Source organism: Streptomyces sp. NPDC094034 (assembly GCF_040303865.1).
Classification (GTDB): domain Bacteria; phylum Actinomycetota; class Actinomycetes; order Streptomycetales; family Streptomycetaceae; genus Streptomyces.
The window spans coordinates 1-26,110 of sequence record NZ_JBEOUD010000019.1; the positions used below are offsets into that span (position 1 = coordinate 1).

Annotated in this window: 20 protein-coding genes and 1 pseudogene; 15 read left to right on the forward strand and 6 right to left on the reverse strand. The window is 71.0% G+C overall.

Annotated features, from left to right (window positions below; translation table 11 throughout):
* Positions 1 to 241: 241 nt before the first annotated feature.
* The 7 genes and pseudogenes from ABTZ59_RS18485 to ABTZ59_RS18515 all read left to right on the forward strand — a co-directional run bounded on the left by ABTZ59_RS18485 (position 242) and on the right by ABTZ59_RS18515 (position 7,449).
* Positions 242 to 1,420, forward strand: coding sequence for an NAD(P)/FAD-dependent oxidoreductase (locus ABTZ59_RS18485; RefSeq protein WP_351400810.1), 1,179 nt, complete (start codon positions 242 to 244; stop codon positions 1,418 to 1,420).
* Between the two features lie 62 nt (positions 1,421 to 1,482).
* Complete coding sequence (locus tag ABTZ59_RS18490) at positions 1,483 to 1,722, forward strand: (2Fe-2S)-binding protein (protein ID WP_503003125.1); 240 nt, start codon at positions 1,483 to 1,485, stop codon at positions 1,720 to 1,722.
* A pseudogene (locus ABTZ59_RS18495) lies at positions 1,703 to 2,731 on the forward strand (NAD(P)/FAD-dependent oxidoreductase); the annotation flags it as partial. The gene ABTZ59_RS18490 and the pseudogene ABTZ59_RS18495, both read left to right, overlap by 20 nt.
* A 693-nt stretch (positions 2,732 to 3,424) precedes the next feature.
* The gene (locus ABTZ59_RS18500; protein WP_351402389.1) at positions 3,425 to 4,303 is read left to right on the forward strand and encodes a dihydrodipicolinate synthase family protein; all 879 of its coding nucleotides are present in this window, start codon (positions 3,425 to 3,427) and stop codon (positions 4,301 to 4,303) included.
* A 5-nt stretch (positions 4,304 to 4,308) separates the two neighbouring features.
* Complete coding sequence (locus tag ABTZ59_RS18505; protein ID WP_351400820.1) at positions 4,309 to 5,370, forward strand: proline racemase family protein; 1,062 nt, start codon at positions 4,309 to 4,311, stop codon at positions 5,368 to 5,370.
* Positions 5,371 to 5,390: 20 nt separating this feature from the next.
* Positions 5,391 to 6,113 carry a GntR family transcriptional regulator gene (locus ABTZ59_RS18510; protein WP_351400826.1) on the forward strand — a complete coding sequence of 241 codons (723 nt, stop codon included), beginning with the start codon at positions 5,391 to 5,393 and terminating at the stop codon, positions 6,111 to 6,113.
* A gap of 136 nt (positions 6,114 to 6,249) precedes the next feature.
* On the forward strand, positions 6,250 to 7,449 hold the full coding sequence (locus ABTZ59_RS18515) for a cytochrome P450 (protein ID WP_351400844.1): 1,200 nt from the start codon (positions 6,250 to 6,252) through the stop codon (positions 7,447 to 7,449).
* 199 nt (positions 7,450 to 7,648) lie between these two features.
* Here ABTZ59_RS18515 and ABTZ59_RS18520 read toward each other — a convergent pair whose 3' ends face one another.
* Both ABTZ59_RS18520 and ABTZ59_RS18525 read right to left on the reverse strand, forming a co-directional pair.
* The gene (locus tag ABTZ59_RS18520) at positions 7,649 to 10,990 is read right to left on the reverse strand and encodes an amino acid adenylation domain-containing protein (RefSeq protein ID WP_351400860.1); all 3,342 of its coding nucleotides are present in this window, start codon (positions 10,988 to 10,990) and stop codon (positions 7,649 to 7,651) included.
* Positions 10,991 to 11,023: 33 nt separating this feature from the next.
* Positions 11,024 to 11,482: a pyridoxamine 5'-phosphate oxidase family protein gene (locus ABTZ59_RS18525; RefSeq protein WP_351400867.1), complete on the reverse strand. Its 459-nt coding sequence runs from the start codon at positions 11,480 to 11,482 to the stop codon at positions 11,024 to 11,026.
* Between the two features lie 394 nt (positions 11,483 to 11,876).
* On the opposite strand from ABTZ59_RS18525, the gene ABTZ59_RS18530 reads away from it, so the two are divergent.
* Positions 11,877 to 12,650, forward strand: coding sequence for an LOG family protein (locus ABTZ59_RS18530; RefSeq protein WP_351400874.1), 774 nt, complete (start codon positions 11,877 to 11,879; stop codon positions 12,648 to 12,650).
* Between the two features lie 104 nt (positions 12,651 to 12,754).
* Here ABTZ59_RS18530 and ABTZ59_RS18535 read toward each other — a convergent pair whose 3' ends face one another.
* Entirely contained in the window at positions 12,755 to 13,627 is an 873-nt protein-coding gene (locus ABTZ59_RS18535) for an undecaprenyl-diphosphate phosphatase (protein WP_351400880.1), read from the reverse strand.
* A 415-nt stretch (positions 13,628 to 14,042) separates the two neighbouring features.
* Between ABTZ59_RS18535 and mutA the strand changes: the two genes are divergently transcribed.
* From mutA to ABTZ59_RS18555, 4 genes are all read left to right on the forward strand, one after another.
* A complete protein-coding gene (gene mutA, locus ABTZ59_RS18540; RefSeq protein WP_351400888.1) occupies positions 14,043 to 15,920 on the forward strand; it encodes a methylmalonyl-CoA mutase small subunit in 1,878 nt (625 codons plus the stop codon).
* Positions 15,920 to 18,199: a methylmalonyl-CoA mutase gene (scpA, locus tag ABTZ59_RS18545; RefSeq protein ID WP_351400897.1), complete on the forward strand. Its 2,280-nt coding sequence runs from the start codon at positions 15,920 to 15,922 to the stop codon at positions 18,197 to 18,199. The genes mutA and scpA overlap by 1 nt, the downstream gene beginning before the upstream one ends.
* Positions 18,200 to 18,203: 4 nt before the next feature.
* Entirely contained in the window at positions 18,204 to 19,199 is a 996-nt protein-coding gene (gene meaB / locus ABTZ59_RS18550) for a methylmalonyl Co-A mutase-associated GTPase MeaB (protein WP_351400905.1), read from the forward strand.
* Between the two features lie 108 nt (positions 19,200 to 19,307).
* Positions 19,308 to 20,372 (forward strand): enoyl-CoA hydratase/isomerase family protein, encoded by a 1,065-nt coding sequence (locus ABTZ59_RS18555; RefSeq protein ID WP_351400911.1) that lies wholly within the window; start codon positions 19,308 to 19,310, stop codon positions 20,370 to 20,372.
* A gap of 30 nt (positions 20,373 to 20,402) precedes the next feature.
* Here ABTZ59_RS18555 and ABTZ59_RS18560 read toward each other — a convergent pair whose 3' ends face one another.
* Positions 20,403 to 21,131 carry a TVP38/TMEM64 family protein gene (locus tag ABTZ59_RS18560; protein ID WP_351400916.1) on the reverse strand — a complete coding sequence of 243 codons (729 nt, stop codon included), beginning with the start codon at positions 21,129 to 21,131 and terminating at the stop codon, positions 20,403 to 20,405.
* An 88-nt stretch (positions 21,132 to 21,219) separates the two neighbouring features.
* On the opposite strand from ABTZ59_RS18560, the gene ABTZ59_RS18565 reads away from it, so the two are divergent.
* The 3 genes from ABTZ59_RS18565 (at position 21,220) to ABTZ59_RS18575 (ending at position 23,618) form a co-directional block, all read left to right on the forward strand.
* On the forward strand, positions 21,220 to 21,414 hold the full coding sequence (locus ABTZ59_RS18565; RefSeq protein WP_351400920.1) for a hypothetical protein: 195 nt from the start codon (positions 21,220 to 21,222) through the stop codon (positions 21,412 to 21,414).
* A gap of 97 nt (positions 21,415 to 21,511) precedes the next feature.
* Positions 21,512 to 22,681 carry an elongation factor Tu gene (gene tuf, locus ABTZ59_RS18570; RefSeq protein WP_351400930.1) on the forward strand — a complete coding sequence of 390 codons (1,170 nt, stop codon included), beginning with the start codon at positions 21,512 to 21,514 and terminating at the stop codon, positions 22,679 to 22,681.
* A gap of 91 nt (positions 22,682 to 22,772) precedes the next feature.
* Entirely contained in the window at positions 22,773 to 23,618 is an 846-nt protein-coding gene (locus ABTZ59_RS18575) for a spermidine synthase (RefSeq protein ID WP_351400938.1), read from the forward strand.
* Here the strand turns inward: ABTZ59_RS18575 and ABTZ59_RS18580 are convergent.
* A complete protein-coding gene (locus ABTZ59_RS18580) occupies positions 23,580 to 24,932 on the reverse strand; it encodes an MFS transporter (RefSeq protein WP_351400948.1) in 1,353 nt (450 codons plus the stop codon). The two genes, ABTZ59_RS18575 and ABTZ59_RS18580, sit on opposite strands and share 39 nt — an antisense overlap.
* Before the next feature lie 56 nt (positions 24,933 to 24,988).
* A complete protein-coding gene (locus ABTZ59_RS18585) occupies positions 24,989 to 26,086 on the reverse strand; it encodes a DUF8017 domain-containing protein (RefSeq protein ID WP_351400953.1) in 1,098 nt (365 codons plus the stop codon).
* Between the last annotated feature and the right edge of the window lie 24 nt (positions 26,087 to 26,110).

Sequence of the window (26,110 nt, forward strand, 5' to 3'; positions counted from 1 at the left end):
GCGGAATCGGCGCAGCCGACGCGACGAAGGAGCGCCCTTGACGCCCAACCCGCAACCGCGAAACTGAAACCTAGGGGCGGCCCCCACCCGTCATCAAACGCACCGGCCCACCCCGACTACCCCTCGGCACGAACCCGCACCCGCGCTCGCTCCCACACCCCCCAGCCCACCCCGACTCTCCCCCCGGCAAGGCGACTGACAGACCATGGTGCGTCACACTGCTGTGTGACATGCTACTGAAATGGGCAGCTCGGAGAGATCTCCAGATGTCGTTGTCATCGGCGCGGGCATGGTCGGTGCCGCCTGCGCCTACTACTGTTCTGCGGCGGGTCTTCGCGTGACCGTGGTCGAGCGGGGCGCGATCGCCGCGGGAACCACCTCCGCCTGCGAAGGCAACATCCTGCTCTCCGACAAGGAACCAGGACCCGAACTCGATCTGGCTCTGCTCTCCGGGCGCCTCTGGGGCGAAATCGCCCAGGACGTGGGTCCCGAGCGGCTGGAGTATCAGCGAAAAGGCGGCGTCGTGGTCGCCACCTCAGACTCCACGGCCGACGGTCTCCGGAAACTCACCGCCGTTCAGCGCGCTGCCGGAATCGACGCCATCGACGTGTCCTCCGGCGAAGTCGCCGAGCTGGAGCCGCATATCACGCCCGACGTGGTCTCAGGCGCCTACTACTCGCAGGACTGCCAGGTCCAGCCCATGCTGGCGGCGGCTCGGTTGCTCCAGCGCGCCCGTGGGCGCGGTGCCACCGTGCTGCCGGGGACGGAGGTCGTCGGATTCGTACGGGACGGCCGTGGCACCCTCACCGGTGTCCGGACGGACTCGCCCACCTCGCCCGTGATCCACGCCGGGCGGATCGTCAACGCCACCGGCACCTGGAGCGGAGGGACCGCCCGCCTCGCGGGCGCGCCCGTCCCGGTGCTGCCGCGCAGGGGGTTCATCCTGGTCACGGAGCCGCTGCCCCGGGTCATCCGGCACAAGGTGTACACCGCCGAGTACGTCGCCAATGTGGCCAGCAGTGACGCGGCGCTGGAGACCTCGGTCGTGGTGGAGGGCACCAGGGCCGGGACCGTACTGATCGGGGCCAGCCGCGAACGCGTCGGCTTCGACCGGTCGATGTCGCTGCCGGTCCTGCGCAAGCTCGCCGCACAGGCCATCGCCGTTTTCCCGTTCCTCGCCGAAGTCCGGCTGCTTCGAAGCTACGTGGGCTTCCGCCCCTACTGCCCGGACCATCTACCGGTCATCGGCGCCGATCCGCGCGCCCCCGGACTCCTGCACGCCGCAGGACACGAGGGCGCCGGGATCGGGCTGTCCACCGCGACCGGACATCTGATCGCGCAGCTGATCACCGGAGTGGAACCCGACCTGGATCTCACCCCCTTCCGCCCGGACCGCTTCGCAGACGAGGTGGCGGCGTGAGCGCCGAGGGCGAGACCCCCCAACCGCGGCTCCAGTTCCAGTTCCGGTTCGACGACGGGACGATCGACGCCTCGGCGGGCCAGACCATCGGCGCCGCGCTCATCGCCGCTGGGCACCGCTCCTGGCGCAGAACCCGCCTCGGCGGCGCTCCGCGCGGTGTGTTCTGCGGCATCGGGGTGTGCTTCGACTGCCTGGTCACCGTCAACGGGCAGCCGAACCAACGGGCTTGTCTGGTCGAGGCCGCGCCCGGCGACCGGGTACGTACTCAGGAGGGGACGGGCCATGACGACCTCGCGTGCTGATCCGGCCGCCGCACGGCGCGACCGCTACGATCTCGCCGTCCTCGGCGCAGGCCCGGCCGGTCTCGCCGCCGCCGTCACGGCCGCCGGCGCCGGAGCACGCGTCGCGCTGATCGACGCGGCGCCGCGGCCCGGCGGCCAGTACTGGCGTCACCGCCGCGGCGACAACGGCGCCTCACACCACGGCTGGCCGGTATTCCAACGACTGTTGCGCGGTCTCACCGACCACGCGGAGCGGATCGCACACCTGCCGGGGCAGTCCGTGTGGCACATCGAGCGGGCCGACGAGGAGTCTCCGTACGGATTCCGCACCCACACCACTGCCACCCAGAACACAGGCACCCACACCACTGCCACCCACACCACTGCCACCCACACCACAGACACCCATACCTCTGCCACCCGCACCCTCGACGACAGCACCGAACGGGTCGTCGAAAGCCGTACGGTGGTGCTCGCCACCGGAGCATACGACCGCCAACTCCCCTTCCCCGGCTGGACGTTGCCGGGCGTCTTCACCGCGGGCGGCGCGCAGGCGCTGCTCAAGGGGCAGGGCGTACGCGCAGGCCGCCGGATCGTGGTCGCCGGCACCGGCCCGTTCCTCCTCGCCGTCGCCGCCGGACTCGCCGAGGCGGGCGCGGACGTCGTCGGGGTCTTCGAGGCCGGGCTGCCCACCGCCTTCGTGCGGCATCCGCTCGCCCTGGCCCGTAACCCCGGCAAGCTCGCCGAGGGCGCGGGGTTCCTCCGTACGCTGCTGCGCCACCGCGTGCCGTACCGGACCCGTACGACCGTGGTCGCCGCCCACGGCGAGGGCGAGGTGTCCGGGGTCACGGTGGCCGCGCTCGACCCGCGGTGGCGGATCGTGCCGGGCAGTGAGCGCCGTGTCGACTGCGACACGCTCGCCGTCGGCTACGGCTTCACGCCCCAGGTCGAGATCCCGCTCCAACTCGGCTGCGACACGCGCCGCGACCTCGACGGAAGCCTGGTCGCCGACGCCGATGGCCGGCAGCTCAGCTCGATTCCCGGGGTCTACCTCGCGGGCGAGGTCTGCGGCGTCGGTGGCGCTGAGCTGTCCGTGACCGAGGGCCGGCTCGCCGGACTTCACGCCGCGTACGCCACCGTCGGCGCCGCCCCGGACCCGGCGGCGGTGCGCCGGCTGTCACACCGGCGCGCGGCGCTGCGCGCCTTCGCCACCGCCTTGCACGAGGCCTGTCCGGTGCGCCCGGGGTGGACGGGGTGGCTCGACGACGACACCGTGGTGTGCCGGTGCGAGGAAGTCACGGCGGGGGCGGTCACCGAGGTCATCGAAGAGTTGGGCGCCACCGATTCGCGGACGGTGAAGCTGTTCGGGCGCCCCGGCATGGGGCTGTGCCAGGGACGCGTCTGCGGGTACGCCACCAGCTGTCTGGTCGCCACACGCACCGGACGCGAACCGACCGAGGACGATCTGCGCTCCATGGCGAGCAGGCCCATCGCGCAGCCGGTGTCGCTCGGTGCCCTGGCCGCGGCCGCGAAACCCACCGCGCAGCCCCGTCAGCCCCATCGGCTCAGTCAGTCCCGTCAACAGAGTCTCCGTGGAGGTCGTATGAACGCGTCAGCGCCCCGACAACCGCAAGAGCAAGAGCACGGGCACGGGCACGGGCACGGGCAAGACCACGAGCACGAGCACGAGCACGCGCAGTCTCGACCCAAGCCCTGGCACGGTGTGCTGGTCGCGACAGCGCTGCCGCTGCGCGACGGCTCCACCGGCCGGCTGGAGGTGGACTTCGACGGCTACGCCGACCATGTCGGCTGGCTCGCCGCGAACGGATGCGACGGCGTCACCCCGAACGGGTCGCTCGGCGAGTACCAGACCCTCTCGCCGGAGGAACGTGCCCGCGTGGTGACCACGGCGGTCGAGACCGCTCCCGAGGGCTTCACGGTCATGCCCGGAGTGGCCGCCTACGGCGCCGACGAGGCCCGCCGCTGGGCCGAGCAGGCCGCCGAGGCGGGCGCCGCCGCCGTGATGCTGCTCCCGCCGAACTCCTACCGGGCCGACCCGCGTGCCGTGGTCGCGCACTACCGCGAGGTCGCCAAGGCCGGCCTGCCGGTCGTCGCGTACAACAACCCCTTCGACACCAAGGTCGATCTGGTGCCCGAACTGCTCGCGGAACTCCACGCCGAGGGACTGATCGTCGCGGTCAAGGAGTTCTCCGGCGATGTACGCCGCGGCTACCGGATCGCCGAACTCGCCCCCGGTCTCGATGTGTTGTGCGGCGCCGACGATGTCGCGCTGGAGCTGGCCGTCGCGGGTTCCCCCGGCTGGGTCGCCGGCTATCCCAACGCGTTCCCCCGCGCCTCGGTCGCGCTGTGGCGTGCCGCCTCGGCCGGTGATCTGGAGACCGCGCTGCCGCTCTACCGGGCGCTGCACCCACTGCTGCGCTGGGACTCCAGGACGGAGTTCGTGCAGGCGATCAAGGCGAGCATGGATCTGGTCGGCCGCTACGGCGGTCCCTGCCGTCAGCCGCGCGTTCCGCTCACCCCCGAGCACGAGGGGATCGTGCGCCGGGCCACCGAGAAGGCGCTCGCGGAAGGGCTGGGGTAAACCGTATGCGCAGCAGCCGGGTCTTCCACGCGGTCGATTCCCACACCGAGGGCATGCCCACCCGCGTCATCACCGGCGGCGTCGGTGTGGTGCCCGGCGCCACCATGTCCGACCGGCGCCGGTACTTCATCGAACACCTCGACCACATCCGTAAGTTCCTGATGAACGAGCCCCGTGGCCACGCGGCGATGAGCGGGGCGATCCTGCAACCACCCACCCGTCCCGACGCCGACCACGGCGTGCTCTACATCGAGACCTCCGGCTGTCTCCCGATGTGCGGCCACGGCACCATCGGTGTCGCTACCGTCCTGGTGGAGACCGGCATGGTCGAGGTCACCGAACCCGTCACCACCATCCGCCTCGACACCCCCGCCGGGCTGGTCGTCGCCCAGGTCCGGGTGACGGACGGAGTGGCGACGTCGGTCGTCCTGCGGAACGTACCGTCGTTCGTGCTCGGTCTCGACCGTACGGTACGGGTCGAGCCTTGGGGCGACATCCCCTACGACCTCGCCTACGGCGGCAACTTCTACGCCATCGTCCAACTGGGCAAGCTGGGCATCCCGTTCGCGCGGACGGAGAAGCGGCGCATCCTCGACGCGGGCCTCGCCATCATGGCCGCCGTCAACGACCAGGCCCGGCCCGTCCACCCCCTCAACCCCGAGATCAACGGCTGCCACCATGTGTATCTGGCCGCCCCCGGGTCGGACGCCAGGCACTCCCGGCATGCCATGGTCATCCACCCGGGCATGTTCGACCGCTCGCCCTGTGGCACCGGCACCAGCGCCCGTATGGCCCAGCTGCACGCCCGTGGTGAACTCGCACTCGACACCGATTTCGACAACGAGTCGTTCATCGGTACGCATTTCACCGGCCGCCTCGTCGAAGAGGGCGTCCTCGGCGTCCTCGGCGTTCCCGACGAGCCCGGGCAGGGCGCACCCCGCGGACCCGAAGAACCCCGCGGCCTCACCGCCGTGATTCCCACCATCGAGGGCCGCGCCTGGATCACCGGCACCGCCCAGTACCACTACGACCCGGACGACCCGTTCCCCGAAGGCTTCGAGCTATGACCGTACGAAGGAGCAGGCCCATGACCACGACCGAGGGTGATCACAGCACGCCGGTCCTGCCCTCGTTCGGCGCTCGGCGCAATCTCCGTGAGGAGATCATCGAAACCCTGCGCGGTGCGGTGATCTCCGGTCAACTGCGCCCCGGCGTCGTCTACTCGGCACCCAGCCTGGCCGAGCGGTTCGGCGTCTCCTCCACCCCCGTACGGGAGGCGATGCTCGATCTCGCCCGCGAGGGGCTGGTAGGCGTGGTCCGTAACAAGGGTTTCCGGGTCACCGACCTGTCGGACGCCGACCTCGACGACATCACGCATCTGCGTGCCCTCATCGAAATCCCCACCGTGCGACGGATCGCCGAGGCGGGCGTCGACCCCGCCGCCATCGAGCGGCTGCGTCCGCTCGCCACGGCCATCGAGGACGCGGCACGCCGACAGGACCTCATCGCCCATGTCACCATCGACATGGAGTTCCATCTCACGCTGCTGGGTCTGACCGGCAACACCTATCTGGTCGAGACCGTCCGCTCCCTCCGGTCCCGGTCCCGGATCTACGGCCTCAAGATCCTGGCCGAGCGTGACCAGCTCATCCCCTCCTCGCACGAGCACTCCGAACTCCTCGACCTGATCAGTGCGGGTGACGCGGACGGCGCCGAGGAGCTGATGCGACGTCATATCGGCCATGTCCGCGGCATCTGGGCGGAGAAGGCGGCTACCGACGACGAGGACGACGAGGACAGCCACCCCTGAGAGTGGTCTTCCGTGGTTCCTGTTCCGTTATCGGGTGTATGCCGCCATCACGGGAATGTATGGATGAAAGCCCCTTTCGGGGTCTTCGGCCCGCCGCCCTCCGGCCGGCCCGTCCATCGAACAGGAGACGGTGGTCATGAGCGTTGTCGGTGGCATCCCGCACTACCCGTTCAGCTTTCGTGGCGACGTCTTGGCGAGTGAGCTGGGCAGATTCGTGGTCGAGGAGCCCGTCACCCGCGTGGTGACCAACGCCGGGGCGCTCGGCTGGCTCGTGACCGGTTACGACGCCGCGCGGGAGGCGCTGAAGGACCCCCGGCTCAGCCGGAGCCTGATCGCCGACCCCGCGATGCCGCAGGAGGACCACTCCGCGCCGCCGCTCAGCGTCGTCGGCACGATGACCATGCTGCGGGCGGCGGGGCTGCGGGACGAGGCCGTGAAGGGCATGGGGCCGCGGCAGACGCACATCTCGCTGGAGCGGGTGCGCGACATCGCGTCCACGCTGCTCACCACCATGACGGCGAAAGGGCACGCGAACACCGAACCGGGCGATCTGGTGGCCGACTTCGCCCTCCCCTGGGCCTCCCAGGTGACCTGTGAACTGCTCGGGCTGCCCACCGAGGCGGCCTCGGAGCTGGCCGGCTGGTTCCGTCTGCTCTGCACGGGCGAAGAGGCGGACGCGCATCTCTTCTCCGACTGGACCAAGGCGCTCAGCCGCTTCGACGACTGGATGACGGGCATCGGCACGGAAGGGCTCCTCGGCCGCCTCGCCCTGTTGAACCGCTCCTCCGAACATCCGCTGAGCCACCGGGAGCTGGTGGAGATCGCGCTGTTCCTCTTTGTGTCGGGCCTGGGGAACCCGGCCGGCTTCCTGGCGCTCTGCGGTCTGGTCCTGGCACGCGACCCGGAGCTGGCCGCCCGGCTGAGGGCGGAGCCGCAGGCGCTGCCCGGCGCCCTGGAGGAGCTGTACCGGTGGTCCGTCATGCTGGGCGACTCCATTACCCGTATCGCCCGGGAGGAGGCCGAGGTCGGCGGAGTCCGGGTCCGCGCCGGTGAGTTGGTGCTGATCTCCATCGACGCGGCCAATCGCGACCCCGCCGTCTTCGACTCGCCCGACCGGCTGGACATCGACCGGCGGCCGTCGGCGCCGCATCTCCGGTTCGGGCAGGGGCGGCATTTCTGTCCGGCCGCCGCGCTGAACCGGGCGCAGAGCGAGGTGGCGCTGCGGGCTCTGCTCGACACCGTCCCCGGGCTACGGCTGGCCGTCGCCCCCGAGGAGATCCGCTGGCGGCAGGACCACGCCGTACTGCTGCCGGAGACGATTCCGGTGCGCTGGTGACGGTCGTCCCGCTGCTCCACGAGCGGTGGCGGGGTGGGGCCGGGGGAGCGTCAACACCCCGGGCCCCACTATCACTTCGCCCGTCACTATCACTGCACCCGTCAGTACCACTCCACCCGTCAGTACCACTCCACCCGTCAGTACCACTTCACCCGTCACTACCACTTCACCCGTCAGTACCACTCCACCCGTCCGCCGCCTACGGCACCGTCGCCGCCACGCCGACCGGAGCGACCGCGGGCCGCGTCATATAGCCCGAGGTGAAGAAGTACTCCAGATAGCGGTCCAGCATCACCGCGTCCACCGGCGGGCAGTCCAAACCGCTCCCGGCCAGGGCCGCTTCGGTGTTACGCCGGCTCAGCCGGGGGAAGACACCCTCCAGATACATCTCCTTGACCGAGATGTCGTCCTGGTTCGCCCGGTCCACACAGAGGGACACGAAAGGCGCGGTCGGGCTGGTGGGATGGAGCGAGACATGACGCACCAACTCGCCCACCCACTCCCCGTACGGCAGCATGCGCATCGCGCACCCCGCCGCGCGCATCCGGTCCAGCACATCGCGCAGCACGGCCGGGCGCGGATTGGTGAGGTGGTAGACCCGGTCCGTCGCCCGGTGCCGGGTGGCGATATGCACCACGGACTCCGCGACATGATCGACCGGCACGAAATCCATCGGCAGCGCGATGTCCGGGGCGAGCCCCGTCTCCGCGATGGTCTTGAACAGTGAGCAGATGGCGGTCTCCGTGTTGCAGGCGCCGTGCAGCCGGTCCCCGGTCACTTCGTACGGGCGGTAGACGGCGACCGGAAGTCCCTGCTCCGCCGCGCCGCGCAGCAGACCCTCGGCGACCCACTTGCTCTCGGCGTACCCCATCGTGAGCCGGTCCGCGTGGTCCAGCCGTACGTCCTCGTCGACCTCCCGCGCCCCGGCGGTGCCGAAGCCCGCGAGGACCGCCACCGTGGACAGGAAGTGCACCGGTACCCGGCGAGGGGCCGCCAGCTTGATGATCTCGCGGGTGCCCTCGACATTGGCGGCCCGCAGAGCGCTGTACGGATAGAGGAAGTTGACCTGGGCGCCGTTGTGCACGATCAGATCCAGGCACGTGGCCAGAGCGGCGGCGTGTTCCGATGACAGACCGAGTCCGGGAGCGGCGAGGTCCCCGGGGAAGCAGACCAGCCGCTGCCGCGCCGTGTCGTCCGCGCGCAGACCGTAGCGGGTGAGCGCGGCCAGGACGCGGCGCTCCGCGTGCGCCGCGCCCGAGGCGCGTACCGGGCAGTGGATACGGGCCGTGGTGTCCCGTAACAGCCGGTCCAGGAGGAACGCGCCGACGAAACCGCTGGCGCCGGTGAGCAGAACGTCCGACGGGTCGCCGGGCCGCGGCACCGGCGTCTTGGCGGGCGGCAGCGAGAAGCCGAGCACGCTCTCGCGTACGAAGTCGACCTCCGCGTCAGGGGCCCGCGAAGGAACGCCCGCCCGCCGCGTGCCGGCCGGTCGGCCGCGATGGGCGCCGACGGCGGCCACGAAACCCTCCAGTGTCGGGTCGGCGAGCAGGGCGCGGATCAGACCGCTGCCGAGCGCCGCGTCGAGATTCAGCAACGCGAGCGTGCGGGCGACGACTTCGGCGGCCAGCAGGGAATCGCCCCCGATGAGGAAGAAGTTGTCGGTGGGCGTGGGACGTACGCGCAGCACCAGGTGCCACACCTCGGCCAGTGCCTCCAGTGGGCCGTCCGTGTCGGCCCCGCCGGACCGTGTCCTCCCGCCGGGACCGGTTGGGTACGGGGCGCCTTCTGGCGACGCACCGTCCGGCGCGCTCGTCTCGCCGTGCCCCGACTCGGCCAGCAGGCGCGCGCGGTCGACCTTGCCACCGCTGGTGACCGGGAACCGGTCCCGTGCGACCAGGGTCGGTACCGCCTGGGCGGGCAGCCAGCTCACGCAGTATCTCCGCAGCGCGTCCACCTGAAGCGTGCCGCCGGGCCGCGCGGGGGTGAGATAGGCGGCCAGGACACCGTCGCGGAGTTCCACGACGGCCTCGCCCACGTCGGTGTGGGTGCGCAGCCGCGCTTCGACCTCGTCCAGTTCGATGCGCTGGCCGCGCACCTTGACCTGCCGGTCCAGCCGCCCCCGGTACTCCAGCAGACCGTCGGGGCGCCGTGCGACACGGTCACCGGTCCGGTACAGCCTGCCACCCGGCTCGTCCGGGGAGCTGACGAACCGTTGCGCCGTCAGCTCCGCGTCCCCGATGTACTCCAGCGCCAGGCCGTCCCCGCCGACGTACAGCTCGCCCTCCTCGTCCGGCGCGGCGGGTGTGCCGTCGGGGCGCAGTACACGGCAGGTGGAGGTGGCGAAGGGACGGCCGATGGGGAGATGGGTCTCGTCGCCGGTCAGCTTCGGCAGGAAGTAGGCGGTCGACACCACGCTGTTCTCGGTGGGCCCGTAGAAGTTGACGACGGTCGTGCCGGGGCAGGCGGTCTGTACGGCGCGGGCGAGACCGGGGTCCATCGCCTCCCCGCCTGCGGAGGCGAACCGCAGTCCGTGCAGGGCGCCGGGCCGGGTCCTGGCCAGATGGTGGAAGACGCTGGTGGTGAGATAGGCGACGGTCACGCCCTGGGTGCGGAAGCACTCCTCCAGGACGGCGGGGGCGAGCAGTTCCTCGCGGTCCACCAGTACGAGGCAGGCGCCGCCGAGCAGTCCGCTCCAGATCTCGATCGTGGAGGCGTCGGAGGAGAGGCCATAGCCGTGCAGTACTCCGTCGCCGGGGCCGGGCGGGGGCAGTCGTCGATCCGACAGCACCAACTGGATCACACCGCGGTGCGCGATGGCGACGGGCTTCGGCCTGCCCGTGGAGCCGGACGTGAACATCACATAGGCGCGGTCGGTGGCCGCCGGGGACGGCAGCGGGGTGTTCTCCGCGGCGGGAGGCACGTCGGAGATCCGGCCGAGCTCGACCCGCGTGTGCGGGCCGCGGATACGGCGGACGCTGCCGGGCAGAGCGACGACGACATGGACGCCCGCGTCCTCGGCCATCGCCCGCAGCCGGGCCGGCGGATGGTCCTCGTCGAGGGGTACGTAGGCACAGCCGGCCTTGAGGATGCCGAGGAAGGCGATCAGCGCTTCCAACGAGCGGCTGCCGCACACTCCCACCGCCGAGCCCGGTTCCACCCCGGCGGCGAGCAGTCGGGCCGCCAGGCGGTCGGAGGCGGCGCTGAGCTGACCGTATGTCATGACGCGGTCCCGGTGCCGGGCCGCGGGCGCCAGCGGGGCCGCCCCGGCGCGTGCCTCGAACAGCTGCGGGAGGCTGCTGTTCCGTGGATAACCCGGGTCCGGCGGACGGCCGGGGTCCGGCGGTCGGCCAGGGCGCGGCCGGCCCGGGCTCTGAGGGTGCCCGCGGCCCGGGGCGAGGGGCGTGACGACCGATGCTTCGCGGCCCGTCGTGGGATCGGGGTGGCCCTCAGTACCGTCCGTGTCAATACTGTCCGTGTCGATGCCCTGTGTGTCGATGCCTTGCGTGTCGATACCGTCCGTGCGGGGGTCGGTGTCGGTCATGCGGTCCTGCCTTCCGGCGCTGTCGGGGTCGGATCAGCGTGCGCCGTCGGCACCGGCGAACTCGGCGGCGAAGGCGGCGAAGTCGGCGCTCCGCCAGCGCTCCGGACGCATCCGGAAAGTGATGTCGTCGGTGAGTTGCTTCCGCGTCCCCGCGAGGTAGTCCCGCGCCTCGGCGGCCCCCAGATAGCGATGGGCCATGGCCTCGCGCTCCGCCGCGTCCATCGGATCAGCGACGCATGTGACGGGACCCTCCACGCTGACGTAGCGGTAGGGGGCGCTCTCGTCCTGTACACACAGGCTGAAGCGGCCGGCCTCTTTGAGCAGACGCGCCTTGAGCGACGTCCTGCCGGTCTGCACCACGACGTCCTTGCCCGGCTCGTACCGGTACCAGACCGGTACGAGCAGCGGTGCGCTGACTCCGCGGGGGTCGGTGACTCCCAGGACACCCACATGGGTGTCGGCCAGGAATCGTTCGCGTTCGTCTCCTTGCATGGCGGGCACCATCGGGGCCTCCACATCTCGGTCCGGACCGGGAGGCCGTCACGGGCCCCGGCAGTGGGGGAGAGCAACGGAGGCGGGCTCACCGCGGCTGGGGAAGTCCGGCCGCCACGCCGCGGGCGGGCCGTACCGCACCCGCCGTACTCCGCAGCAAACGTCTCGCCCCACCGGTATGCCCCTGCCTGCGCCACATGACCCGGTAAGTAATCCCTTCGAGGGTTTAGTGCTACTAGTCGGCCTATGTGGAGATGGGGGGCGGAGAGGGGAGGCGGAGAGGGGGGAGAGGGGGCACGGAGGGGTACCCAAGGCCCTCTTCGCTTAACGTAGCCGTTCGGATACGGTGTGTGTCGATCGGGGCCGGGCCAGAGAGACGGAGACGGATATGACCATGCCAGCGTCGCCAGTGGAGCGAGTCGGTGTGTTCTGCGGCGCCAGGCCGGGCGCCCGCCCCCAGCATCTGAGACTCGCCACCGAGTTCGGCGAGGCGCTGGCACAGCGCGGGACGGGACTGGTCTACGGCGCGGGCGGCGTCGGCATCATGGGCGCCGTCGCCGATGCCGTGCTGGACGCGGGGGCGCCTGTGACCGGAGTGATCCCCCGTCAGTTGTACGAACGTGAGCAGCCGGACGAGTCACGCACCGAAGTGATCGTCGTGGAGACGATGCATGAACGCAAGGCGCTGATGTACCGCCTCGCGGTCGGCTTCGCGGTGCTCCCGGGCGGCCTCGGCACGCTCGACGAACTGCTCGAAGTAGCGACGTGGAACCAACTGGGCATTCACCACAAGCCACTTGTGCTGGTCAACCCGGGCGGATTCTTCGATCCGCTGCTGACGCTCCTGGACAACATGGTCGCCGACGGATTCATCAGCCAGGAGGAACGCTTCGTCATCCAGGTCGCGTCCGGGGTGGAGGAGGCGCTCGACTTCCTGGTCGGCGAGGAACCTACGGCCGCTCGCGCCAGAAGCGCTCAGGCTGCCTCGTCCACACTGTCATGGAGGGCCGCGGCCCACTCCAGCAGCAGGACCTCGTACGCCTCCGCCGGCCACGTCCCGTCGGACGAATCGGTCGCGTCCACGAGCGCGCGGATGCGCTCATTGGCCGCGACGGCGTCGGATGCCGGGGTCCCGGAAGTGGAGGAGGAGGACATGCGACCAGCCTAGGGGCCATGGCTCCGTCGAGGTGCCGATCGGGGAGCGTCCTTGCTCACACTTCGTTCACACGCCGCCACGCTCCCCGCGGGCCCCCGGCGCCCGAAAATTCCCGGTCAGCCGGCCGACTGGCCCGCGTGCGGGCTCAGCGTGTCCGTGCCGACCAGGATCAAGATCGCGATACCGAGCAGGATCCGGTAGATCACGAACGGCATGAAGCTCTTCGTGGTGATGAACTTCATGAACCAGGCGATAACGGCATATCCCACAACAAACGCGATGAATGTCGCGAAGATGGTCGGACCCCAGGAAACATGCCCCTCGCCCGCGTGCCTCAGTTCGAACGCGCCGGAGGCGAGCACCGCGGGGATCGCGAGAAGGAACGAGTACCGCGCCGCCGCCTCACGGGTGTATCCCATCAGCAGACCACCGCTGATCGTGGCACCCGAGCGCGAGACACCGGGCACCAGCGCCATCGCCTGGCAGAAGCCGAAGATCAGACCGTCCCTGACGCTCAGCTCCTTCAGTGACTTGCGCTCCTTGATCGCGCGGTGCTTGCCGCCGGTCTCGTCGCGGGCCGCCAGCCGGTCGGCGGCACCGAGCACGATGCCCATCACGATCAGAGTGAGGGCGATCAGCCGCAGATCACGGAAGGGACCGTCGATCCAGTCCTTCAGCGTCACGCCGAGGACGCCGATGGGGATCGAGCCGATGATGACCAGCCAGCCCATCTGGGCGTCGTGATCACTGCGCATCGACTTGTTCACCAGCGAGCGGGACCAGGCGGAGACGATGCGGGCGATGTCCTTGCGGAAGTAGATCAGGACCGCCGCCTCCGTACCGATCTGGGTGATCGCGGTGAACGCCGCGCCCGGATCCTGCCAGCCGGCGAAGACCGCCGTCAGCCGCAGATGGGCGCTGGAGGAGATGGGGAGGAACTCGGTCAGCCCCTGGACGAGCCCGAGGATGAAAGATTCGAACCAAGACATGGGGTACTACGCCATCCAAGAGATGATCAAGCACTGGCCTGCGGAACAGCGGCGCAGTGACGGACTGAGGGCTGACGGTCGAAGCGCGGGTTGGATCATATGGATGGGTGAGTGGTCCTACTCATGCCGGCTCTTCACTGACGTGGCGCTGCTGTGGCACTGCTGAGGTCGGTCCCGGGCTGAGTCCGGGACAGGGCAGATCATCGCCGTCCGCACAGAGCGACGGCGATCACAAGGTGGTGGTGGGCAGCGTAGCGTCTGTGCGTAACGGGACGGAGGTGACCCCTGGTGCCACGGGTCCTCGCCCTGCCACATCCCGCACCATGAATGACCTACACCCGAGGCATTTCGGCGAGGGCAAGGTCACAGTGACGCGCTCTGCTTCTCGTTCGCCGCGCTGCCCTAACATCTGGGCATGACGGTGCTGCCTGACGATGGGCTCTCCCTGGCCTCCGAGTTCCCCGACGCGACCCGCGAGCAGTGGCAGAGCCTGGTGGCAGGCGTGCTGCGCAAGTCGGGTCGGGATCTGCCGGGGCCGGCCGCCGAGGAAGCTCTCTCCACCACGCTTCAGGACGGGCTCACCACCCGTCCGCTGTACACCGCGGACGACGCGCCCGGAGGAATCGGTTATCCGGGCTTCGCGCCGTTCACCCGAGGCGGCCGTCCCGAGGGCGCCGTGGTCTCCGGCTGGGACGTACGGCAGCGCCATTCGCTCCCGGACCCCGTACGCGCCAACGAAGCCGTGCTCTCCGACCTGGAGAACGGGGTCACTTCCCTCTGGCTGTCGGTGGGTTCCGCCGGAATCCCGGTGTCCGATCTCGCGACGGTGCTCGACGGCGTCTTTCTGGACCTCGCGCCGATCGCCCTCGACGCGGGCGCCGAATTCGGGCCCGCCGCAAGGGCGTTGCTGAAGCTGTACGAGGAGCGCGGAGTGGCCCGCCACGCGGCGCGCGGCACCCTCGGCGCGGACCCCGTCGGTGAACTCGCCCGTACCGGACGGGAAGTGGCGGGCCTGACGGAAGAGGCCGCCGAACTCGCCGCGCTCTGCGACCGGGAGTACCCGGGGCTGCGCGCGATCACCGTCGACGCACTGCCGTACCACGAGGGCGGCGCGTCCGACGCACAGGAACTGGGCTGTGCCCTGGCCACCGGGGTCGGCTGGCTGCGTGATCTGACCGCGGCAGGACTCACCGTCGAAGCCGCCTGCGAACAGATCGCGTTCCGGTACGCCGCGACCGCCGACCAGTTTCTGACGATCGCCAAACTCCGGGCCGCGCGCAGGCTCTGGGCCCGGGTGACGGAGGTCTGCGGCGCGGGCCCGGGCATCGGGGCGGGACATCAGCACGCGGTGACCTCACCGGTGATGATGACCCGGCGCGACCCCTGGGTGAACATGCTGCGGACCACGGTCGCCGCGCTGGCGGCCGGGGTCGGCGGCGCCGACGCCGTGACCGTACTGCCCTTCGACCACGCCCTCGGCCTGCCCGACGCCTTCGCGAGCAGGATCGCCCGCAACACCTCCACGATCCTGCTGGAGGAGTCCCACCTGGGGCGGGTCATCGACCCCGCGGGCGGCTCCTGGTACGTGGAACGGCTCACCGACGATCTCGCACACGCCGCCTGGGCGTGGTTCCAGGAGATCGAACGCGCCGGCGGCCAGCGCGCCGCGCTCCACGACGGACTGATCGCCGAACGGCTCGCGGCCACCTGGCAGGAGCGCTCCGGGGGACTGGCCCGGCGGCGCGAACCCATCACCGGCGTCAGTGAGTTCCCGCAGCTCTCACAGCCCCCGGTGGAACGCGACCCGGCGCCCGCGCCGCCGGGAGGCGGACTGCCGGTGGTACGCCGCGACGAGGCGTACGAGACGCTTCGCGCCCGCTCCGACGCGCATCTCGCCGCCACGGGCGCCCGGCCGCGTGTCTTCCTGGCCGCCCTGGGGCCGGCCGCCGCGCACACCGCGCGCGCCACCTTCGCCGCCAGCCTCTTCCAGGCGGGCGGGATCGAGCCCGTCCACGACCCGGTGACGGTCGACGCGGCGACCGCCGCCGACGCCTTCACCCGCAGCGGGGCCGCCCTCGCCTGTATCTGCTCCAGCGACGCGCTCTACGCCGAAGGTGCCGCGCCCGTCGCGGCGGCGCTCAAGGCGGCCGGCGCGCTCCAGGTGTTCCTCGCCGGCCGCCCCGGCGAACAGCGTGAGACCTATGTACGGGCCGGAGTCGACGAGTTCGTCGTCGCGGGCGGCGACGCGATCGCCGTCCTGACCTCCGTCCTCGACCGGATGGGAGTGGCGTGATGGGGATCCCGGACTTCTCCGAGATTCAGCTCGGGCCCGGCGACAGCGCGGGGACCACCGAGGACCAGTGGCGTACGGCCGTCAAGGAGCACACCGGCAGGGCCGACCACGAACTGTTCTGGGACACCCCCGAGGGCATCGCCGTCAAACCGCTGTACACCGCGCGGGATCTGGCGGGGCTCGACTTCCTCGGCACCTATCCCGGCATCGCGCCGTATCTGCGCGGCCCGTATCCGACGATGTATGTCAACCAGCCCTGGACCATCCGGCAGTACGCCGGATTCTCCACCGCCGAGGAGTCCAACGCCTTCTACCGGCGCAACCTCGCCGCCGGGCAGAAGGGCCTCTCGGTCGCCTTCGACCTGCCGACCCACCGCGGTTACGACAGCGACCACCCCCGGGTGACCGGTGATGTCGGCATGGCGGGTGTGGCCATCGACTCGATCTACGACATGCGCCAGTTGTTCGACGGCATCCCGCTCGACCGGATGAGCGTGTCGATGACGATGAACGGCGCTGTCCTGCCCGTACTCGCGCTCTACATCGTGGCCGCCGAGGAACAGGGCGTACCGCCCGAGAAGCTGGCCGGGACCATCCAGAACGACATCCTCAAAGAGTTCATGGTCCGCAACACCTATATCTATCCGCCGAAACCGTCGATGCGGATCATCTCCGACATCTTCGCGTACACCTCGCAGAAGATGCCGCGCTACAACTCCATCTCCATCTCCGGCTACCACATCCAGGAAGCGGGGGCGACGGCCGATCTGGAGCTGGCGTACACCCTCGCCGACGGCGTGGAGTATCTGCGCGCCGGGCTCGGCGCCGGGCTCGACGTGGACGCGTTCGCGCCCCGGCTCTCCTTCTTCTGGGCCATCGGCATGAACTTCTTCATGGAGATCGCCAAACTGCGCGCGGCCCGGCTCCTGTGGGCCAGGCTGGTCAAGAAGTTCGATCCCAAGAACGCCAAGTCGCTCTCCCTGCGCACCCATTCACAGACCTCCGGCTGGTCCCTCACCGCGCAGGACGTCTTCAACAACGTCACCCGCACCTGTGTCGAGGCGATGGCCGCCACGCAGGGCCACACCCAGTCGCTGCACACCAACGCGCTGGACGAGGCTCTCGCCCTGCCCACCGACTTCTCGGCGCGTATCGCCCGCAACACCCAGCTGCTGCTTCAGCAGGAGTCCGGGACCTGCCGGGTGACCGATCCGTGGGGCGGCAGCGCGTATGTCGAGAAGCTGACCTACGACCTCGCCAGGCGGGCCTGGCAGCACATCGAGGAGGTCGAGGCGGCCGGCGGAATGGCGCAGGCCATCGACGCCGGAATCCCCAAACTCCGGGTCGAGGAGGCCGCGGCCCGCACCCAGGCGCGGATCGACTCGGGTCGTCAGCCCGTCATCGGCGTCAACAAGTACCGGGTCGAGACGGACGAGAAGATCGACGTGCTCAAGGTCGACAACTCCTCCGTACGCACCCAGCAGATCGAGAAGCTGCGGCGGCTGCGCGCCGAACGCGACGAGGCCGTCTGCCAGGACGCGCTGCGCGCGCTCACCGCCGCCGCCGAGGCCGGCTCGCGCCCAGGACTTGACGGCAATCTGCTCGGCCTCGCGGTGAACGCGGCCCGCGCCAAGGCCACCGTCGGAGAGATCTCCGACGCCCTGGAGAAGGTGTACGGGCGCCACTCCGGCCAGATCCGTACCATCGCCGGTGTGTACCGGAACGAGGCAGGCACCTCCCCGGCCGTCGAGCGCACCCGCGCCGCCGTCGAGGACTTCGAACAGGCCGAAGGGCGCCGGCCGCGCATCCTGGTGGCCAAGATGGGCCAGGACGGCCATGACCGGGGCCAGAAGGTGATCGCCACGGCCTTCGCCGACCTGGGCTTCGACGTGGATGTCGGCCCGCTGTTCCAGACGCCCGCCGAGGTGGCGCGCCAGGCCGTCGAGGCCGACGCGCATATCGTGGGCGTCTCGTCGCTCGCCGCCGGGCACCTCACGCTCGTACCGGCGCTGCGCGAACAGCTCGCCGAGGAGGGCCGCGAGGACATCATGATCGTGGTCGGCGGGGTGATCCCGCCCCAGGACATCGAGGAGCTGCACCGGGCCGGGGCCGCCGCGGTCTTCCCGCCGGGGACGGTCATCCCGGACGCCGCGCGCGATCTGCTGACCGCGCTCGCGGCCTCGCTGGGTCATGACACGGCCGCCGATGGGCCCGCCGCCGATGCGCCTGCCTCCGGAGAGGCCGCCCCCGGTGACACCGCTCTCGGCGCGGAGCGGTGAGCGCGTGCCCCCACGGATCGACATCGACAGTTACGTCAAGGGCGTTCTGGACGGGTCCCGTTCGTACATCGCCCGTGCCGTCACCCTCGTGGAGTCCACCAGGTCCGACCACCGCAGGCTCGCCCAGCAGCTGCTGACCGAGCTGCTGCCACACTCCGGGAAGGCCCGCAGGATCGGTGTCAGCGGGGTCCCCGGCGTCGGCAAGTCCACGTTCATCGACGCGATGGGGACCCTGCTCACCGGGCTCGGCCACCGTGTCGCGGTGCTCGCCGTCGACCCGTCGTCCAGCAGGACGGGCGGCTCCATCCTGGGCGACAAGACCCGGATGGAACGGCTCGCGGTGGACCCGGCCGCGTTCGTACGGCCCTCGCCGACCGCGGGCACGCTGGGCGGGGTGGCCAAGGCGACCCGCGAGACCATCATCGTCATGGAGGCCGCCGGTTACGACGTGGTGCTCGTCGAGACGGTAGGGGTCGGCCAGTCCGAGACCACCGTCGCCAATATGGTCGACTCCTTCCTGCTGCTCACGCTGGCGCGCACCGGGGACCAGCTCCAGGGCATCAAGAAGGGCGTTCTCGAACTGGCCGACGTCATCGCGGTCAACAAGGCCGACGGCCCGCACGAACGCGACGCGCGCTCCGCCGCACGGGAACTCGCGGGCGCGCTAAGGCTGATGCACCCGGCGGACGCCGCCTGGGCGCCGCCGGTGCTCAGTTGCAGCGCGCGGGAGGGCAGCGGTCTGGACACCGTATGGGAGCGGCTCGAACAGCACCGCGCGGTGCTCGGCGCCGACGGCCGGCTGGACCGCAAGCGCCGTGACCAGCAGGTCGACTGGACGTGGGCGATGGTCCGCGACCACCTCCTCGACCGGCTGCGGGAACACCCGGGGGTACGGGAACTGGCGCCCGCGCTGGAGCGGGAGGTACGGGACGGGACACTGACCGCGACGCTCGCCGCGGAGCGGATCATCGAGGCGCTGGCGGCCCCCACCCGTAGCTGATCCCCCCGACGGACCGGTGGGGAGCCCCCTCAACAGCGTGTCCATACTGGACGGGCGACGGGTGCGATCTCACGGACGCGTCGGCCCAGGGAAGGAACCAGCCGGAGCATGACCCATGACGAACCCGTACTGACCGCCCGCGCGGGCCGTACGGCCCATCTCACCCTCAACCGGCCCCGCGCGCTCAACGCCCTCACCCACCCCATGGTGCGGACGATCGACGAGGCGCTGGCCGCGTGGGAAGGCGACGACGACGTCACGGCCGTGGTCATCTCGGGCGCAGGTGACCGAGGGCTGTGCGCCGGTGGCGACATCCGGGTGATCCATGAGGACGCGCGCACCGGTGGGGGCGTCTCGCCCGCCTTCTGGCGCGACGAGTACCGGCTCAACGTCCGGATCGCCCGCTACCCCAAGCCGTATGTCGCGCTGATGGACGGCATCGTGATGGGCGGCGGCGTCGGCGTCTCGGCGCACGGCAGCGTACGGATCGTCACCGAACGCTCGGCCGTCGCCATGCCCGAGACCGCGATCGGGCTGGTTCCCGATGTCGGCGGTACCTATCTGCTCTCCCGCGCGCCCGGTGAGCTGGGCACCCATCTCGCCCTCACCGGGCAGACGTTCGGCCCGGCGGACGCCCTGTTGTGCGGGTTCGCGGATCACTTCGTACCCGCCGAGCGGCTGGGCGAGCTGCGCGCCACGCTCGCGGGACCCGAGGTGCGGGAGGCGGCGGACGTACGGGAGATCGTGCGCCGGTACGCGGCGACGGCGCCCGAGGGGCGGCTCGACGCGGACCGGGAGTGGATCGACGACTGCTACCCGGCCGGGTCGGTGGAGGAGATCATCGAGCGCCTGCGGGGCAACGGGGCACCGGCGGCGAAGGACGCCGCGGAGACGCTTCTCACCCGGTCGCCCACCGCGCTGAAGGCCACGCTCGTCGCGGTACGACGGGCCCGCCGGACGGCCACGCTCGAACAGGTGATCGATCAGGAGTACCGCGCCTCATGCGCGGCGCTGACCTTCCCCGATCTCCAGGAGGGCATCCGGGCCCAGGTCATCGACAAGGACCGCAGGCCACGTTGGTCGCCGAAGGAACTGGCGGAGGTCACGGACGCCGACGTGGCGCGGTTCTCCGCACCGCCGCCCGGCGGCGACCTCGGACTCGGCACGCCATGACCGCACCGCCACACCCGGCGTGAGGTGAGATCAGCGGCGGCCGAGGCGGTGGCGCTGGCGCCAGGCGACGATCGCCGCGGCCACCCCGGTGACCACGATGAAGCCGGTCGCGATGAGGAACATCGGCGAGGTCGGGGAGGACGCCTCGCTGCCCGCGATCACATACGCCGCGGTGTTGGGGATCGTGCCGATCCCGGTCGCCAGCAGGAACGGCGCCCATCGCATCCGTGAGACGGCGGCGCAGTAGGTGCCGAGGGCGAACGGCACCCCGGGAAAGAGCCGGAGCGCCATCATCGACCGGAAACCGTGCTTGCTCAGCTGTCCGTCGGCCGCCAGCAGCCAGCGGCCCCGCAGCAGCGGCCGCAGCGCCCCCTGCCCGAGAACGCGGACGAGCCCGAAGGAGATCGCACCCGCCAGAACCGACCCCACGATCGCGGCGAGCAGCCCGAACGCCGAGCCGAAGAGCGCGCCGGCGGCGAGACTGAGCAGGGGACGGGGTACGAACGCGACAGCGCACAGCCCGTACGCCACGGCGAACAGCACCACCGCCGTCGCGCCGCTGAACTGCGGCGGCCAGCCGTCGGCGAGGTACTTCTGCGGCTCGTACAGCAGCACCGCCGCGCCCGCCGCGGCGAGCACGACGACGAGCACGGCGAAGCGCGACCAGGGCGAGAGCAGCAGCCGGAGGCAGCGCACAGCGAGGCCCGGCGAAGGCTCGGGGGCCGGCTTCGGGACCGGCCTGGGGGCGGTGTCGAGCATATTCGGGGATGCTAGCCGACCCACATGAACTCCCGTGGCGGGGAAAACCATTCGACGTGAACAGTGGGTATGGGCCAGGATCGGCGACATGTTCCGGCACGCCTTCCCCGCAGCGACGTCCGCAGTCGCGGACGCGCCGAAGGCTGCCGGTTTCCTCGCCGGTCTCCCGCTCGCGTACGCGGCCGACGCGGCCGACGCGGCGGCGCTCATGGCGACCGCGCCCCCCGCGGCGGCAGCCGCGGCAGCGGCACCCGCGGCGCCCCTCGACGGCGCCCGAAGCTGACCCTTCCCGGATCGTCCGGCGGACCCCGCAGGGGGAGGGTCGGCAAGGCCCGGGGGTCCCTCTCAGCTTCGAGTTCCTGGAAGGAACCACGCGAACCATGCCCAAGACGGCATACGTGCGCACCAAGCCGCATCTGAACATCGGCACCATGGGCCACGTCGACCACGGCAAGACCACCCTGACCGCCGCCATCACCAAAGTCCTCAGCGACCGGGGGACCGGCACATTCGTACCGTTCGACCGGATCGACCGGGCCCCGGAGGAGGCCGCCCGGGGGATCACCATCAACATCTCGCACGTCGAGTACGAGACCGACACCCGGCACTACGCGCATGTCGACATGCCGGGCCACGCCGACTACATCAAGAACATGGTGACCGGCGCCGCCCAGCTCGACGGGGCGATCCTCGTCGTCTCCGCGCTCGACGGGATCATGCCGCAGACCGCCGAGCATGTCCTGCTCGCCCGCCAGGTCGGCGTCAACCACATCGTCGTCGCGATCAACAAGGCCGACGCGGGTGACGACGAGCTGACCGACCTGGTCGAGTTGGAGGTGCGTGAACTGCTCACCGAGCACGGGTACGGCGGCGACGCGGCACCCGTTGTCCGGGTCTCCGGGCTGCGCGCGCTGGAGGGCGACCCACGCTGGGTGGCGGCCGTGGAGGCACTGCTCGACGCGATCGACACATATGTGCCGATGCCCATCAGGTACACGGACGCGCCGTTCCTGCTCCCGGTGGAGAACGTCCTCACCATCACCGGGCGCGGCACGGTCGTCACCGGTGCCGTCGAGCGCGGCACGGTGCGGGTCGGCGACCGGGTGGACGTGCTCGGCGCCGGTATCGAGGCGGTCGTCACCGGGCTGGAGACCTTCGGCAAGCCGATGGAGTCCGCCGAGGCCGGGGACAATGTCGCGCTGCTCCTGCGCGGCATGCCCCGCGACGCGGTCCGTCGCGGCCATGTGGTGGCGGCGCCGGGCAGTGTCGTGCCGAGCAGGCGCTTCACCGCGCAGGTGTATGTCCTCTCCGCCCGCGAGGGCGGGCGGACGACCCCGGTCACCAGTGGCTACCGGCCGCAGTTCTACATCCGTACGGCGGATGTGGTCGGTGACATCGACCTGGGCGAGGCGGCCGTCGCGCGTCCCGGGGACACGGTCAGCCTGACCGTGGAGCTGGGCCGTGACGTCCCGCTGGAGGCCGGGCTCGGCTTCGCGATCCGCGAGGGCGGCCGTACGGTCGGCGCCGGCACGGTCACATCCCTGCTCTGATCCCGTCCGCGAGGCCGCGCCTGGCCCGCGCTCATGATCCGCGCGCCCGTCCCCCCGGTATCCCGGGGAGGCGGGCGCGCACAATGGAACCGTGAACGAAGCGATCCCCGTCATGCGCGCCGTGGACAACGGCACCGCCAAGCTGCTGCCCGATGTGGACCGGGAGCGTGCCTGGCTGCTGACGGTCGACGGCGCGCCCCAGTCCTATGTCGATCTCGACGAGCCGACCCATCTGGAGTTCGAGTACGTACGGCGTCTCGCCCATGTCATCGACCGCGCGGGCGACGAGGGCGCTCCGCTCACCGTGCTCCACCTCGGCGGCGGGGCCTGCACCCTGCCCCGCTATGTGGCCGCCACCCGGCCAGGCTCCACGCAGTGCGTGGTGGAGGCGGACGGGGGACTGCTGGCGCTGGTCGCGGAGACGCTGCCGATACCGGACGGCACCGGCATCACCGTGCACGGCGCGGACGCACGCCACTGGCTCGAAGCCGTCCGGGACCGCTCCGTGGATGTGCTCGTCGGCGATGTCTTCGGCGGCTCGCGGGTGCCCGCTCATCTCACCTCCGTCGAGTACGCGCGCGAGGCCGCGCGGGTACTGCGCCCGGACGGGGTCTACGCCGCGAACCTCGCCGACGGGGCGCCCTTCGGCTTCCTCCGCTCCCAACTGGCCACCTTCGCCACGGTTTTCGAGGAGCTGGCACTGATCGCGGAGCCCGCCGTGCTCCGCGGCCGTCGCTTCGGCAACGCCGTGCTGGTCGCCTCGCACACGGAGATCGACATGGCGGCCCTGGCCCGCCGTACCGCGGCCGACGCCTTCCCCGCCCGGGTCGAACACGGCGCGTCGCTGCGGAAGTTCACCGGGGACGCGACGCCGGTACGGGACAGCGGCGCCGTACCGTCACCCCGCCCGCCCGACGGTGCCTTCAGCGTCGGCTGACACGGCGGCGGTCCCCGGGGTCTCCGTGGTCTCCGCGGTCTTCTGTGTCCCCGGGGTGGTGGAGTCGCGGCGCGTCAGCCGGCGTACGTCCGGCACGGTCAGGACCGCGGCCGTCAGCAGGATGACCAGCGCCGAGCAGCCCCACAGCGCGTAGGTGCGCCCGAAGGCGTCCTCCGCCGGTCCCGCGAGCGCGGTGGCCACCGGAATCATCCCGATCGAGCCCAGCATGTCGTACGCGGAGACCCGGGAGAGCTTCTCCTCGGCGATCTCCTGATGCAGCGCGGTCATCCACGACACCCCGAAGACCTCGACCGCGAGCCCCGTCAGGAACATCACCAGCGCCAGCCCCGCGCCCGGCAGCGGAATCGCGAGCCCGGCGGACGGCAGGGCGAGGGGAAAGACGCAGAGCGTGCCCGCGAGCAGCAGCCGGCGCGGCTTCCAGCGCATCATCACCAGCGCGCCGCCCACGGTGCCCGCGCCGAAGGCGGCGAGCGCCAGCCCCCAGGGACCCGCCCCGCCGAGTTCGTCGCGGGCGACCAGCGGCCCGTACACCGACTCGGCCGCCACCACGACCGCGTTGACCACCGCGAACTGGACGACGATCGACCAGAGCCAGGGCCGTCCGATGAACTCCCGCCAGCCGTCCCGCAGATCGGCGATCATCCCGCCGCCCGGCTCACGCGGCGGGATGTGACTGACATCGAGGAAGGCGCGCAGCGCCCCGGCCACCAGGAAGGCGGCGGCGTCGACGGCCAGCACCCAGCCGGGGCCGATCACCGCGATGAGCGCCCCGCCCAGTGCGGCACCGCCGATCCCGGCGCCGTGCATCGACATCCGGTAGAGGGCGAAGGCCCGGGCCGCCTGTTCGCCGCTGACACTGGACATCAGCATGCCCTCGGAGGCCGGGCTGAAGAAGGCGTGGCCCGTGCCGCCGAGGGCGGCCAGCGCCATCATCTGCCAGAGCCGCGCGTCGCCCGTCAGCACCAGGGCGGCGAAGGTGGCCTGGGAGACGCAGTTGACCGCGTTGGCGGCGACCATCACCCGGTGCCGGGGCAGCCGGTCCGCCAGCGCGCCGCCGACCAGCAGGAAGAGAACGAGCGGGATCGTACGGGCCGCGGCCACCAGCCCCACGTCGCCCGCGTCGCCGCCCAGTTCGAGCACCGCGAACGCCGAGGCGATCAGCGCGCCCTGGCTGCCCAGATTGGTCGCGATCGCCGCGGCGGTCAGCAGTGTGTAGTTACGGCCCGCCCACGGGGGACGGTGCGGACGGCGGGGGCGTCGCGGGCCGGTGTCGGTGTCGGAGGGAGAGGTCACCCGGGGACTATCCCCGTGGCCGGTACCTCGTGCCAACCGATTTTGTCACGTTCCGGTCAGGAGTCCCCGGCCAGTCGGACGGTGCTCATGATCTTCTTGATCGTGGCATCCGGGATCTCGTCCGGTACGCCCTTGTTGGCGTAGAGCACCCATGTCGAGAAGTCGCCCTTGGCGTTGGAGAAGGTGAAGGCGATCGACTTGCCGTCGGTGTCGCACTTGTTCTTCTTGGTGAGGCCGGTGACGGTCGCCGTCGCGAAGTGCCCCTTGAGCCCGGAGGCGGTGGTGTACGCCTCGGCCTCGCTGACCTTCATCTTCTCCTTGAGCGAGGCCTCGGGCTCCTCCTGGGCGTACGGGGCCCAGACCCAGCTGCCCGCCTCGTTCCGCGCGGCCGACGCCGTGTCCTCGGCGCCCCTGCCGCCCTTGGTACCGGTGCCCCCGAGGCTGCTGTCCTCCATCTTGCCGTCCTTGTTGGTGTCCTGGGAGCACCACTTGGACTTGTAGAAAGCGGGGGCCGAGAACGTGACGAGAGGGGAGCCGTCGCCCTTCTCCGCGTCCTCGAAGCCGGATATGACGCCCGGCTTCGCGACCTCCCAGTCGGCGGGAACGTCGAACCGCGTCCCGTGCTTCGGGTTGGTCACGACCTTCCAGCCGGGGATGGTCGGCTCGGCGGCGGAACCGTCCCGGGGGTTGTCGACGGACGGGGCGGCGGACGGCTCACTCGGCGCGGAGGCGGAGGCGGACGCCTTCGCGTCGTCCGCGGCGTTGTCGTCCTTCTTGCCGTCCCCGCCCATCACGAAGAACGCGGTGCCCGCGGCGGCGATCACGACCACCGCGGCGGCGACGACAGCGACGACCGTCGTGTTCTTCTTGTCCGGTCCGGGACCGGAAGGACCGGGCTGCCCCGATACGGCGTACTGCTGCGGCACGGTCGGCTGCTGGTACGGGTGGGGCTGCTGGTACCCCTGCTGCGGATAACCGGGCTGCTGCGGATGCCCCGGCTGCTCCTGTCCGGGCTGCTGGGGCGGGTAGCCCGGCTGCTGATATCCCGGCTGCTGATAGGGATTCGGCTGCTGGTACCCCGGCTGCTGGTAAGGATTGGGATTCTGGTCCTGCGGGTGCTGCTCGCCCCCGGGCGGCTGCTGTCCTGGCCACATGGCGAGTAACCATAGAGGGGTCCG